The organism is Mesorhizobium sp. M7A.F.Ca.ET.027.03.2.1 (genome assembly GCF_003999175.1).
Classification (GTDB): domain Bacteria; phylum Pseudomonadota; class Alphaproteobacteria; order Rhizobiales; family Rhizobiaceae; genus Mesorhizobium.
Genome location: NZ_RZOM01000042.1, coordinates 1 through 12,910 on the forward strand (window position 1 = coordinate 1; position 12,910 = coordinate 12,910).

Annotated in this window: 13 protein-coding genes and 1 pseudogene; 7 read left to right on the forward strand and 7 right to left on the reverse strand. The window is 62.6% G+C overall.

The features are described from left to right. Together EN750_RS41605 and EN750_RS03635 are read right to left on the reverse strand one after the other, a co-directional pair. A pseudogene (locus tag EN750_RS41605) lies at positions 1-159 on the reverse strand (lipopolysaccharide biosynthesis protein); the annotation flags it as partial. 245 nt (positions 160-404) lie between these two features. Beyond that, complete coding sequence (locus EN750_RS03635) at positions 405-1,412, reverse strand: hypothetical protein (RefSeq protein WP_127395657.1); 1,008 nt, start codon at positions 1,410-1,412, stop codon at positions 405-407. 112 nt (positions 1,413-1,524) lie between these two features. Here EN750_RS03635 and EN750_RS03640 point away from each other — a divergent pair, with 112 nt between their 5' ends. Then, positions 1,525-2,472: a hypothetical protein gene (locus EN750_RS03640; RefSeq protein ID WP_127395658.1), complete on the forward strand. Its 948-nt coding sequence runs from the start codon at positions 1,525-1,527 to the stop codon at positions 2,470-2,472. Positions 2,473-2,748: 276 nt separating this feature from the next. Here EN750_RS03640 and secA read toward each other — a convergent pair whose 3' ends face one another. Beyond that, the gene (secA, locus tag EN750_RS03645; protein ID WP_127395659.1) at positions 2,749-5,481 is read right to left on the reverse strand and encodes a preprotein translocase subunit SecA; all 2,733 of its coding nucleotides are present in this window, start codon (positions 5,479-5,481) and stop codon (positions 2,749-2,751) included. A gap of 268 nt (positions 5,482-5,749) precedes the next feature. Between secA and EN750_RS03650 the strand changes: the two genes are divergently transcribed. Next, a complete protein-coding gene (locus EN750_RS03650) occupies positions 5,750-6,667 on the forward strand; it encodes a peptidylprolyl isomerase (protein WP_127269307.1) in 918 nt (305 codons plus the stop codon). A 66-nt stretch (positions 6,668-6,733) separates the two neighbouring features. Here the strand turns inward: EN750_RS03650 and EN750_RS03655 are convergent, their stop codons facing one another. From EN750_RS03655 to EN750_RS03660, 3 genes are all read right to left on the reverse strand, one after another. Further along, on the reverse strand, positions 6,734-7,333 hold the full coding sequence (locus EN750_RS03655; protein WP_127395660.1) for a TetR/AcrR family transcriptional regulator: 600 nt from the start codon (positions 7,331-7,333) through the stop codon (positions 6,734-6,736). Between the two features lie 304 nt (positions 7,334-7,637). Then, positions 7,638-8,048 carry a hypothetical protein gene (locus EN750_RS40420; protein ID WP_245482598.1) on the reverse strand — a complete coding sequence of 137 codons (411 nt, stop codon included), beginning with the start codon at positions 8,046-8,048 and terminating at the stop codon, positions 7,638-7,640. Next, entirely contained in the window at positions 8,035-8,868 is an 834-nt protein-coding gene (locus EN750_RS03660) for a caspase domain-containing protein (protein ID WP_245482600.1), read from the reverse strand. The genes EN750_RS40420 and EN750_RS03660 overlap by 14 nt, the downstream gene beginning before the upstream one ends. A 170-nt stretch (positions 8,869-9,038) precedes the next feature. On the opposite strand from EN750_RS03660, the gene argJ reads away from it, so the two are divergent. The 5 genes from argJ to EN750_RS03685 all read left to right on the forward strand — a co-directional run bounded on the left by argJ (position 9,039) and on the right by EN750_RS03685 (position 12,214). After that, positions 9,039-10,280: a bifunctional glutamate N-acetyltransferase/amino-acid acetyltransferase ArgJ gene (gene argJ, locus EN750_RS03665; RefSeq protein WP_127395661.1), complete on the forward strand. Its 1,242-nt coding sequence runs from the start codon at positions 9,039-9,041 to the stop codon at positions 10,278-10,280. Between the two features lie 29 nt (positions 10,281-10,309). Further along, a complete protein-coding gene (locus tag EN750_RS03670) occupies positions 10,310-11,062 on the forward strand; it encodes a GNAT family N-acetyltransferase (protein WP_127269617.1) in 753 nt (250 codons plus the stop codon). After that, positions 11,055-11,477 (forward strand): 8-oxo-dGTP diphosphatase MutT, encoded by a 423-nt coding sequence (gene mutT / locus EN750_RS03675; RefSeq protein WP_127322229.1) that lies wholly within the window; start codon positions 11,055-11,057, stop codon positions 11,475-11,477. Before EN750_RS03670 ends, mutT begins: the two co-directional genes overlap by 8 nt. A gap of 127 nt (positions 11,478-11,604) precedes the next feature. Further along, a complete protein-coding gene (locus EN750_RS03680; protein WP_013529445.1) occupies positions 11,605-11,919 on the forward strand; it encodes a hypothetical protein in 315 nt (104 codons plus the stop codon). A gap of 109 nt (positions 11,920-12,028) precedes the next feature. Beyond that, entirely contained in the window at positions 12,029-12,214 is a 186-nt protein-coding gene (locus tag EN750_RS03685; RefSeq protein WP_013529446.1) for a Flp family type IVb pilin, read from the forward strand. 27 nt (positions 12,215-12,241) lie between these two features. On the opposite strand, the gene EN750_RS03690 is transcribed toward EN750_RS03685, so the two are convergent. Continuing rightward, positions 12,242-12,910 (reverse strand): methyltransferase domain-containing protein (locus EN750_RS03690; RefSeq protein WP_127395662.1); only part of this gene is annotated, 669 nt, incomplete at its 5' end.

A 12,910-nucleotide genomic window follows, 5' to 3' on the forward strand; every position in this document is an offset into this window, starting at 1 on the left:
GATGCGGACCGAGAAGGCGATGACCGACATGCGGCCGGCCTCGCCGCGCTCGTCGGCGGTGAACAGCACGGCATCGATGCGGCCAAGCAACGGCCCCATGCGCAGCGCCCAACGCTGCGGCAAGAACCGCCCGGCAGTCGTGGCCGCGGAAAAGCGCACCCCGATTTCTCTCCGTTTTCCGCTTCTTTTTCAGGCGTTGGTGTAGCGGAGACACATTAAGAAAACGTGGGTGGGGAGTGGTCCGCGCAGCGGACGAAAAGCCAACGATTTGGCTTTTCGAGCGACGAACGCCCGGAGCCATAGCGGAGGCCGGCGGGGGCCTTGCGCGGGGAAGTGAAGGGCGGCTTGGTAGCCACCGCCTTTAGGAGGCGGTCAAAGCGGCGGTTGGCTGTGTCGGTCATCGTTCACTGTCCCTGCTTATCATCCGGGATTAGGGAGAGTTGCTGGCCGGAAGGCGTAGCCGGTACAAACCTAAGCACCTCCAATATCTTGTACGCTGGTTTTCCCTTTTTGCCGTTTTCGTCCTTTGGAGTCGTGATCTCTAGGCGGACTTGATAGGTGTCATCGACCATTGCTCCGCCACGATCAAGAGCATCCTTGGCAATAGTGGTTTCTGAGATGTCGGCATATATATGATCCGTACCGAGCTTGAACCGCCACTTGTCTGCCTTTTCATCGTAGACAGGTCCATAGACACTTAGCCACGCGGTCGTCGGGTCAACGTCGGGCTCACTCGGCTCTTTTTCCGCAGGCCCTGCGTTGCACGAGGCCAATATTGCATCTGCCGATGATGCATCGATTGTCTCGACAAATTGGTCATCCTTGCGCACGCCGAGACTGGTGAAGCCGTCTCGGCCAATGGGTGAAAGCGCATCCCTTGTCGCGGCGAGGGCTTTAGGGTTTTCGCCAAGGTTGTGGATGTGGTGGTGCACGTGAACCTCGTTGTGATCGCCCTCGAACCTAATGGCGACCACGCCTTGGCCATTCTGATCGGTGATTTCGGTTTTGCTCTCGATCTTTCGTCCGCGTTTCACTTTTAGATACCCAAGGTAACTTAAATACCCTGCAACGCCGACGCCTGTTGGCTTGAAGATTCCAATCCATTCCAAGACCTCCTTCGCTGTCTTGATGGGGCTGCTCTCTATGAGTGATCTGACGTACTCATAGTATGTTAGAACGGCTTCAAAATTAACTTGGAAGCACTTATGTTCGAAGTCAGATACTACGAGTACCCTAGCCTTAGCCTTGTTGCCGTTAAATTCAGTATTAGCCTCTCGGATAAGCTTGCCGAATCCGAGTAGTGCAGGAGCAAGGTTTTCGACATCCATTGTATGATCATCGACCCGCTCGGCACCGTCATATGCAATTGAAAATTCGTGCCGACTCATGTTCGGCCCCTCTAATTCCGGCATATTTTCCCCCAGCCAGATAAAGTCGGAGTGAACCACAAATATCTGTCTGCGGAAAGAATTGCGTCATATATGCCAAAGATGGCGCAAAGATCGAGGTGGCCAAGGGGGTAATATGCGTTTTCTATTCACTGTGTTGTTCATGGTGCTAGCCACCCACGTAAGCGCGCAGGAAGCCCAAAGGGTGGCCGCTGAAGCCCCAAGCCAGAAGGAAGGCAAAGACGGGAAGGCAGGTGGCGGCGAGAACTATGCCTGGAAGTCTGCGCTTCCGGTCAAAATCATCGAAGATCCAGACGAGGCCGAGCGAGCCAGGGATCGCGAAGGCGCAAGCGATAAGCTAGAGGCCGATGATCTGAAGGCCCAACAACGGGCTGCGGATGCCACTGTCGAGAGTGCCGCATCCGCTAAGCGGCAAGAAAGTCTCGCACTTGCGCAAATCGCCCTGTCGGTAGCGGGCATCATCGCCCTCGCTTATACCCTTTGGCTTAGTAGGGCGGCCACCAATGCCGCCGTTGACGCCAATCGCATCGCCCGCGAACACTTCGCCGCCGAACAACGACCGTGGCTCCGGTTTAAGGGTGAAATTGAGCTTGGGTCTTTCAACTCCAAAGACACAGGAGAAGTCCTTACGCTCAATGTCGCAGTCCAAAATACCGGGAAAAGCCCAGCTGAATCCGTTACGGCCCACCTGCTGGTGAGGCCAATGAATTTTCTTCTCTTCGGCAATGCCGTGACTAAAAAATTTGCGGAGACCGTTGCCAAGCCAAGCAATTGGAATCACGGAGCTATCGTTGTTTTTCCCGACGACAATCGCACTGTTGCGACTTCCACCAGAGACCTCCCGGATAATTCGTCCGAAAAGAGGTGGCTGGCAATCGTTTGTATCACCTACAAGGTAGGCGGGTTCGATAGGGTCTATTATACGGCTAGCGCCGTTTCGTTTAATGCTGATGAGGTCGAAGAAATTACCATCGAAACAACGTCCGGAAAGGCCACATCCGGAGAGATGAGTTTCGCACACATTGCTTCGAAGCCCGTGCCCAGCAGCGAGGCTATGACCTAATCCCACCAGAACCACCGCCACGGCCGGATGGACTCTGGCAGAAGCGTGACGAAACAACAGGCCATTTGATGGAAGTCAAGCAGACCGAGGGACCGTTCAAAGGGATTGCCAAGGAACCCGACGGTCGGGATACGGAAAACTCGTAAAGCGGATCCCTGACGTCAGCGGGCCATCGCCCCCCTCCGGCCTGCCGGCCATCTCCCCCTCAGGTGGGGAGATTGGCTAATCGCGAACGCCAGCGCCGCCCCTCATCCGCCCTTCGGGCAAGTGCAGCCCTTACGCGAACGCGCCGTGGCAGTGCTTATATTTCTTCCCCGAGCCGCAGGGGCAGGCTTCGTTGCGGCCTACCTTGCCCCAGGTGGCCTGGTTGTTGGGATCGCGGTCTTCGGGAGCGACGATTGCGGTTGTCTCCGGGCGGACCAGGAGGGCGGTTTCGCCGCCTTCGAAGTCGTTCTCGCCGGTTGTGCCGTCGATGTGGGTGCCGAACATGTCGGGGGCTTCCGGAGGCGGCGCTTCGGCGGCCTGGCGGACCAGCTCGACGCGCATCAGCTGCGCGGTGACGGCCTGGCGCAAATTGCCGAGCATGGCCTGGAACAGCTCGAACGCCTCGCCCTTGTACTCCTGCAGCGGATCGCGCTGGGCGTAGCCGCGGAAGCCGACGACCGAACGCAGATGGTCGAGATTGACGATGTGCTCGCGCCACAGATGGTCGAGCGTCTGCAGCACCACCGAACGCTCGACGTAATTCATCACCTCCGGGCCAAAACGCTCGGCGCGCTCCTTGGCGGCGGCTTCGGCGGCCTGCCCGATGCGCTCGCGGATGTCGTCCTCGGCGATGCCCTCTTCCTTGGCCCAGTCCTCGACCGGCAGGTCGAGGTTCAGGAACTCGGTGATCTCGGCCTTCAGCCCGGCAACGTTCCACTGCTCGGCATAGGCGTTTTCGGGAATGGCCTTGGCGACGATCTCGTCGATGACGCCTTCGCGCATCTCGGCGATCGTTTCGGACAGGCCTTCGCCGTCCATCAGTTCGATGCGCTGCTCGAACACCACCTTGCGCTGGTCGTTGGAGACGTCGTCATATTTCAGAAGGTTCTTGCGGATGTCGAAGTTGCGCGCCTCGACCTTCTTCTGCGCCTTTTCCAGCGCCTTGTTGATCCACGGATGGATGATCGCCTCGTCTTCCTTGAGGCCGAGCTTCTGCAGCATGCCGTCCATGCGCTCGGAGCCGAAGATGCGCATCAGGTCGTCCTGCAGCGACAGGAAGAATTTCGAGCGGCCGGGGTCGCCCTGACGCCCGGAACGGCCGCGCAACTGGTTGTCGATGCGGCGCGATTCGTGGCGTTCGGTGGCCAGCACATAGAGGCCGCCGGCGGCCAGCGCCTTTTCCTTCAGCCGCTCGATGTCGGCAATGATTTCCTTTTCCCGCGCCTCGCGCTCGGGTCCGGCCGGCATGTCGCCGAGTTCTTCCTCGATGCGCATCTCGGCATTGCCGCCGAGCTTTATGTCGGTGCCGCGGCCGGCCATGTTGGTGGCGATGGTGATGGCGCCGGGCTTGCCGGCCTGGGCGACGATCGCCGCCTCGCGCTCGTGATGGCGGGCGTTCAGCACTTCGAAATCGGTAAAACCTTCCTTGCGCAGGCGCTCGGCCAGCTGCTCGGACTTTTCGATGGAAGTGGTGCCGACCAGCGTCGGCTGGCCCTTGGCGCTGGCTTCGCGGATCTCCCTGACGATCGCCTTGTATTTCTCCTCGACCGTCCGGTAGACCTCGTCGTCCTCGTCGATGCGCACGACCGGCAGATTGGTCGGGATCTCGGTGACTTCGAGACCGTAGATGTTGCCGAATTCCTCGGCCTCGGTCAGCGCCGTGCCGGTCATGCCGGAGAGCTTCTTGTAGAGGCGGAAATAATTCTGGAAGGTGACGGAGGCCAGCGTCTGGTTCTCCGGCTGGATCGCCACATGCTCCTTGGCTTCGAGCGCCTGGTGCAGGCCTTCCGAATAGCGGCGGCCCGGCATCATGCGGCCGGTGAACTCGTCGATGATGACGATCTCGCCGTTGCGGACGATGTAGTCCTTGTCCTTCTGGAACAGCCGGTGCGCCTTCAGCGCGTTGTTGACGTGATGGACGATGGCGACGTTCTCGACGTCGTAGAGCGACTCGCCCTTGAGCAGGCCGGCATCGCGCAAAAGGTTCTCGAGCTTCTCGGTGCCTTCCTCGGTGAAGATCGAGGTCTTCTGCTTCTCGTCGATCTCATAATCCTGCGGCTGCAGCTGGATGATGAAGGTGTCGATGGTGTTGTACATTTCCGAACGGTCCTCGAGCGGACCGGAAATGATCAGCGGCGTGCGCGCCTCGTCGACCAGGATGGAATCGACTTCGTCGACGATCGCGTAATTGTGACCGCGCTGCACCATCTGGGCGCGCTCGTATTTCATGTTGTCGCGCAGATAGTCGAAGCCAAGCTCGTTGTTGGTGGCGTAGGTGACATCGGCGGCGTAGGCGGCGCTGCGCTCCTCGTCAGACAGGCCATGGACGATGACGCCGACCGAGAGGCCGAGGAACTTGTAGACGCGGCCCATCCATTCGGAGTCGCGGGTGGCCAGGTAATCGTTGACGGTGACGACGTGGACGCCTTTGCCGGCGAGCGCATTGAGGTAGACCGGCAGCGTCGCGACCAGGGTCTTGCCCTCGCCGGTGCGCATCTCGGCAATACCGCCATTGTGCAGCACCATGCCGCCGATCAGCTGGACATCGAAGGGGCGCATGCCGAGCACGCGGCGCGCTGCCTCGCGGGCGGTGGCGAAGGCCGGCACCAACAGGTCGTCGAGTGTGGCGCCATTGGCGATGTCCTGGCGGAATTTCGCGGTGCGGCCGACCAACTCCTCGTCGGAGAGCGCCCGCATCTCGTTTTCCATGGCGTTGATCGCCTCGACACGGGGCCGGGTCGATTTGACCCGACGGTCGTTGGAGGAACCGAAAACCTTACGGGCGAGACCGCCGAGACTGACCATCCAATGGTCCTTTCGATAGAATTCTCAATCTTGAGATGAGCGCCGGCCGGCCCCATCAATTCCACGTGAACACTGGCGAACACATTAGTGAACACTGGCAAACACAAAAAGCGCCCGGAAAACGGTTCTGGACGCAAAGTCGTTGGACAGATAAGAGGGGGCTCAACTGATGTCAACGCCGCGCTGGCCCTGCTGGCTGCGCCAAATTCCGCCACAATCTGGCCGATCTGGAAGCACCCTCTTAACAATCCCCACCGGAGTCCACCCTATGTCCCTGTTGTTCCGCCGCGCGTCGCTCGCCAGCCTTGGCTTGGCCGTCGGCCTGTCGGCCCTTTCGCTCTCGCCGCTGATGGCGCAGCAAACCGCTCCCGCCCCGGCGGATGCAGCAGCGCCAGCCGCGGCACCGGTCGATCCGAATAAGGTTATCGCCACGGTCAACGGCCAGCCCCTGACCGAAGCAGATCTGGTGCTTGCCGAAGGGGAATTGTCACAGCAGTTCGCGCAATTGCCACCCGAGCAGCGCCGTGCCGCAGCGCTCTCGGCTGCCATCGAGATCCGTGTCATGGCCGCCCAGGCGGTCACGTCAGGGCTCGACAAGGATCCCGACTTCCAGCGCCGCATGGCCTTCCTGCAGCAGCGCGCGCTGCATGGCGAGATGGTCGAGAAGGGCGTCGTCGACAAGGTCACCGACGCCGAGGTCCGCGCCCGCTACGACCAGGAAATCGCCAACACGCCGCCCACCAACGAGCTGCATGCCCGTCACATCCTCGTGAAGACGAAGGAAGAGGCCGAGGCCATCATCAAGCAGCTCGACGGCGGCGCCGACTTCCAGAAGCTCGCCAACGAGCACACCAGCGATCCCTCGGGCAAGACCAGCGGCGGCGATCTCGGCTGGTTCGGACCTGGCCAGATGGTGCCGGAGTTCGACAAGGCGGCCTCCGCGCTCGAGGTCGGCAAATACACCGAGCAGCCGGTGCAGTCGCAGTTCGGCTGGCATGTCATCAAGCTCGAGGACAAGCGCACCAAGCAGCCGCCGGCCTTCGACGACGTCAAGGACCAGGCCAAGCAGGCGGTCATCCGCGACAAATATTTTGCGCTGGTCAAGTCGCTGCGCGCCGGCGCCAAGATCGAGATCCCCGACGCGAACCTGAAGAAGACGGTCGATACGCTGGAAAGCGCCAAGTAAGACTGATAGCTCTTTGAAAAGGGCGCGGCAGCCAGGGGTTGCCGCGCCCTTTTTCATCGCCGTTTTTTAAGGGGCGGGCGCCGCTATGCCTCGCATCACGTAGTTGACCGCCTTGCCGATGGTGGCTTCGTCCTCGTCGAGCCGGTTGGTCAACAGATGTCTCCAGGCGAAGGAGGCGATCAGGTCTGCGACAACAGCTGAATCGACGCCGGCCGGGATTTCGCCCCTTGCCTTGGCGCGTTCGATGATCTGGCCGGTATGGGAGCGTCGGCCCAGCGAGTAGTCGGCAAGGGCCGCGGCAGCGGTCTCGTCCGACTGCGCCTCGGCGATCAGCGACCGGAACACGCTTCCCGACGATGTCTCGCGCCAGTGGGTGAACAGGTTTTTCAGGAAGCCGACGAGATCCTCCTCCAGCCGCCCGGTATCGGGAACCTCGACGCGCTTCTGGCGCTGATAGACCTCAAGCAGCAATGCCGCCTTGCTCGGCCACCAGCGATAGATGGTGGGTTTGCCGGCGCGGGCCCGCCGCGCCACCGCCTCGATCGAGAAACCGGCATAACCGGCTTCGACCAGTACGGCCTCGGCGGCTTCGAGAATGGCATCGGCGCTGTCGGGGTTGCGCCGCGCACCGATCGATCTGCGCGCCGGATCGGCGTCCTCGGCCATCTCTGTCTCCTCGCCAACACTATCGCCGGCAATCATATGCGACCCGACGCTCAAACGAAACGGCGCGTTTTCAAGCTTCGGGAACGGATGGTAGCGGCAGGGGTTAAGTTCATTCTCTGAAAGTCTACCGCCGTGTCGGTTGGCGAAGCTCCAAACGCAAAAACCCGCCGGGCGGCGGGTCACTGGCGCAAATCAGCACCATGGGCAAAAATGTAGCATAGCTGCCCTCACCGAGTCAAGAAAAAATTCCTATCGCCATGAGGCACTGCCAGCTTGAATTGCCCGGCTGGCCGTGGGATCACGCCTACTGCATCGCCTGCGATGTCTCGGATTCGATACGCCAGCCGCCGCCGGCCTTGACCACCCCAAGCGTGACGCGCGCCTTGCCGGTCAGGCGTGCCGCCGACCTGTCCTTTGGAAGATAGTCGTAGCGCATCGCAAAGGCTGCCTCGGCGCGATCTTCGCCCTGTGGAGTGACCTCCAGGCTGCCGGCCTCCATGCTTAGCGACCAGGAGGCCCACTGCGCAAACCAGTCGGCCTTGATCTTGACGATGGCGTCGGCGTCGTAGCGGGTTCCGAAGATGAAGGCGGATGGGCCGTAGAGCCGCTTGACGGTCTCGCTCATCGCCCCGGTGTCCGGCGTCAGATAGTCCTGGCGAAGGAATTTCTCGATCGATCCCTTGTCGTCGCCGACAGAGCGTTCAAGTGCGGCCACTTCCGTTGAAGGCGCCGGCGCCGCGGCCGGCCTTTGTGGCTCTGCGGGTTGTCCGTCCGAGACGAATTCGAAGCGTTCGAGCAGCGATCCCTGCTTCCCAGGGGCGCTGGGTTTCGCGGGTTTGCGAAACCACGTCGCGGCGCACCGCGATCATCATGTCGTTGATGCTCTGGCCGGGCTCGGCGATGTGGCGCAGCAGGGCGGCGGCGAAGGGCGAGTTGCGTCCGCTGCCGTCCATGGCGACAGCGCCAGGTGCCGTCGAGAAGGCGATGAACGAGCCGCGCGTCGAATCGAATTGCGCCAGCCCGGCCAGCGCCTTCGCCGAGCGCGTGGTGGCGGTGCGGCTGAGACTGCGGGCGAACGGATTGTTGCGGCAGGCATCGAGAAACACCAGGCTGACCTTGGTCTGCTGTTCCATGATGTCGAGGACTTCGTCGATCGGCACTGCTTCGAGCTGCAACTTGACGGGCACGTCCAGCCTGGCGTCGACCGGCACGATGTAGTTGCGCCCGTCGACCTGCAGGCCGTGGCCGGCATAGTAGAAAAGCCCGACGCCGGCGCCCTGGAGCGCATCGGAAAACGCGCCGATGCTGCGTTCGAGTTCACGCTTGCCGAGATCATTGCCCTCGATCACCTCGAAGCCGATCGAGCGCAGCTTGTCGGCGATGTCGAGGGCGTCGTTGACCGGGTTGGCCAGCGTGCCGGCTTCGGCGTAAGTGCCGTTGCCGATGACAAGCGCCACGCGCCGTTGCGGCTGCGCATCCGCGCTCAGCAGCAAAAGTCCCAGAAATGCCCATGCAAGGATCGCAAGCCTGCCCATGGGGCAGATCATAACGCCATCGGCCCCGGTGACGCCACCGGATTTGAAATGCAGGCCTAACCACGAGCGGGTTCGAGCTCCCGGGCAAGAGCGACGAAAACGCCCTTGCGCCCGCGCGGTCTATCGGGCAAACCGGCCTTCCCCTGCGATTTTTCCCGCCCGAGGCCTCCATGTCCACGACGATTTCGCCGCTCGCGCCGAAGAAATACCCGAAAATGCCGGAAATCGATGGGGTGCGCATCGCCACCGCCGAGGCAGGGATAAAGTACAAGAGCCGCACCGATCTTTTGACCATGGTCTTCGATGAAGGCACCGCGGTCGCCGGCGTGTTCACGAAATCGAAATGCCCTTCGGCGCCGGTCGATTTCTGCCGGCAGAATCTCGGCGCAGGCAAGGCCCGGGTGCTGGTCGTCAATTCCGGCAACGCCAACGCCTTCACCGGCAAGAAAGGCCGCGAGTCGACCGCGCTGACCGGCGCGGCGGCGGCGAAGGCGGCCGGCTGCACGGCAGCGGAGGTTTTCCTGGCCTCGACGGGCGTCATCGGCGAGCCGCTCGACACCAGCAAATTCAGCCACCTGCTGGCCGGGCTGGTCAGCAACGGCAAGCCTGGGCTGTGGACCGAGGCGGCAAAGGCGATCATGACCACGGATACCTATCCGAAACTGGCGACTGCGACCGTCAAGCTCGGCGATACCGAAGTCACCATCAACGGCATTTCCAAGGGCGCCGGCATGATTGCGCCCGACATGGCGACGATGCTCTCCTTCATCGCCACCGATGCGCCGATCGCCGCCCCCGTCCTGCAGGATCTGTTGTCGCGCGGCACGGCCAAGACCTTCAACGCGGTCACCGTCGACAGCGACACGTCGACCAGCGACACGCTGCTGATCTTCGCCACCGGCAAGGCCGCCAAGCGCGGCGCGCCTGACATAACCGATCCCAAGGATGCCCGTCTCGGCGCGTTCCGCCGGGCGCTCGGCAAGGTGCTGAAATCGCTGGCGCTGCAAGTGGTGCGCGACGGCGAGGGCGCCCGCAAGCAGGTCGAAGTCACCGTCACCGGCGCCAAATCGGCGCGCTCGGCCAAGCGCATCGCGCTGTCCATCGCCAATTCGCCGCTGGTCAAGACGGCGGTCGCCGGCGAGGACGCCAATTGGGGCCGCGTCGTCATGGCCGTCGGCAAGGCCGGCGAACCCGCCGATCGCGACCGGCTGTCGATCTGGTTCGGCGACAACAGGCTGGCGCATGAAGGCGAGCGCGACCCCGGCTACTCCGAGGCCGCGACGTCGGCCTACATGAAGCGCGACGACATCCGCATCCGTGCCGATATCGGCATCGGCCGCGGCAAGGCGACGGTGTGGACCTGCGATCTCACCAAGGAATATGTCGCCATCAATGGCGATTATCGGAGCTGACGGTTTTGAGCTCCAGGCATCCGGCAAGCATGCTCGCGATCGTACGCCGCTACGAGGCGGCCGGCTTTCGCGCCTGGCCGGCAGCCGCCGTCCACTATGACGGCACCTGGGTGGTGCGGCTGACCGCCGGCCATCCGGCCAAGCGGCTGAACTCGGTCAATCCGCTCGATCCCGGCGATATCATGCACATGGCCGACCGTATCGGACGGGCCAGCCGCCGTTTCGATGCCTATGGAAGGCCGCTGACGTTCCGCATGTCGCCGCTGTCGGGTCCCGATCTCGCCAGCCATCTCGACCGCGAGGGCTGGAGCCGGTTCGACGAGTCGCTGGTCATGCGGCTGCCGCTGGCCGGCGCGCAGCTCGACGCCGCCATGGACCAGATTCCGCTCAAGGACATCAGCCGCTTCATCGGCGCGTTGCTCAAGGTCAGCGGTTCGGATGTTTCGCTGCGCCCCGGCCTGTCAGAGATCATCGGCGCCATCCAGCCCGAAGCCGGGCTGTTCGCGCTCGAAGATGGAGCCGAGGCACTGGCAACGCTTATCTGCGTGCATGACGGCGATCTCGCCGGCCTGTTCGAGGTCGCCACCGACAGATCGGCGCGCAACAAGGGCCATGGCCGCAACCTGATCCTGTCGGCGCTCAAATGGGCGCGGCTGCGGGGCGCGCGGGAAGCCTGGCTGCAGGTCGAGGCCAACAACGTGCCGGCGCTGGCGCTCTACCATTCGCTCGGCTTCGAGGAAGTCTATCGCTACCACTACCGCCGGCCGCCGGGTCATGAATGATGTCGTGACCGCCGGCAAACGCCTGCTCCTGGTCGCCGCCTGCGCGCTGGTCGATGCCGACGGCCGGGTGCTTCTGGCGCAGCGGCCTCAGGGCAAGCAACTTGCCGGATTGTGGGAATTTCCCGGCGGCAAGGTCGAGCCCGGCGAGACGCCGGAACAATGCATCATTCGCGAACTGCATGAGGAAATCGGCATCGAAACCGACATCCCATGCCTGGCGCCGCTTACTTTCGCCAGTCATTCCTACGACGATTTCCACCTGCTGATGCCGCTGTTCATTTGCCGCCGCTTTCGCGGCATAGCCCAGCCCAGGGAAGGGCAGACGCTGAAATGGGTGCGGCCGAAGCAGATGCGCGACTATCCGATGCCGCCGGCCGATGCGCCGCTGATCCCGTTCCTCATCGATCTGCTCTGAGGTTCGCGTCCGGTCGCTTCCTGCCGAGGCGTGTATCAGCCAGCGTTAATGGAAGATTTATCTCGTCGTGAAAAATTGAAGCATGGCCGTTCGCGGCCGAGCCGTCGATTTGCCGGGGAGCGATAGCATGAGCCTAGACAGGGATTGGGACTCGATCCGGCCCGAGCGCGGTTTTCGCGCCGCCGATGCGGGCATGGGCATATTGCGCATCACGCTGCTGTTCGGTTCGGCCGCGGTGGCGCTGGCGCTGATTGCAACCCCTTTCCTCGACAGCCAGACACGCTCGCTGTCGGCCCGTGATGGTTTCGGCGGGCTTGACATGGCGGCGACAGGCTCGATCGGCCATCGCGAAACCTACACGCTGCGCCGCAGCGTGCTGCAGCCGCAACCGAGCTCGGTCTGCATCATCAGGTCCAATGGCAGGAGCAGCGGCGACTGCTGACATGGTTAAGAGATTTCGGAAAGGCGGCGGTTTCATCGCCTGTTAAGCCTTTGCCGTTAACCTTTCTTAACAGGTCGGCGGTAAGGTCCCGGACAGAGGGGTTGAGGCCATGAAAGCAGTGCTGCTGGGTTTTCTGAACGACGAGACCGGCGCCACGGCCGTCGAATATGGCGTCATCATCGCCGTGCTGTCGCTGGCCATCGTCGGCGGTATCGGTGAGGTCCGCGACGGGATCATCTGGCTGTTCAGCGACAACAACAGCAAGCTTGCGAACGCTTTCGCACCCACGCCCTGATCCGGCTTTCCGCGCCTGCGGGCAGGATCATTGCCCGCCGGGCGCCTCCAGGATTGTTCTCAGCGAGACCTTGGCCGACCCTGGCTTAAGCGGTTTTTGCTGCGATGCGTCGGGCGCCCAGCCGGACATCCAGACAATCGAGAAACTTGCCCTCACGCGGCCGTCGGGGTCGGAAAACCGCTCGGCGTAGATTTCCGCCGCGCGGGCAAACAGCTTGCGCGAGCCCGGCCGCCGGCTGCGATCGGTGAGCGCAGAGGTTTCGCCCATGGCCCGCAGATCCGCCATCAGGTTGAACAGGCTGGCATAGCGCACCGTCACCGTCTCTACGTCGGCGACCGGCAGAGCGAGACCGGCGCGCTGCAGCAGCGCACCGGCATCGCGCACGTCGGTAAACGGGGCGACACGCGGACTGGCGCCGCCGTAAAGCTCGGTCTCGGCCGAAAGCAGGCTTTCGCGCAACTCGAAAAGCGTACCGGCGCCGGCAAAGGCGCCGAGGAAAAGCCCATCCGGCCGCAACGCACGGCGGATCTGGATCAGCATGCCGGGGATGTCGTTCATGGCCTGCAGCGACAGAAGCGACACCGCCAGATCGAGGCTTTCCGCTTCGAACGGCACGGTTTCGAGCGGTGCGATCAAGCCGGCGCCGCCACCGCTCAGGAAGGCCGTGTCCGCCTCGACGCGGACGATGTCGGCGAC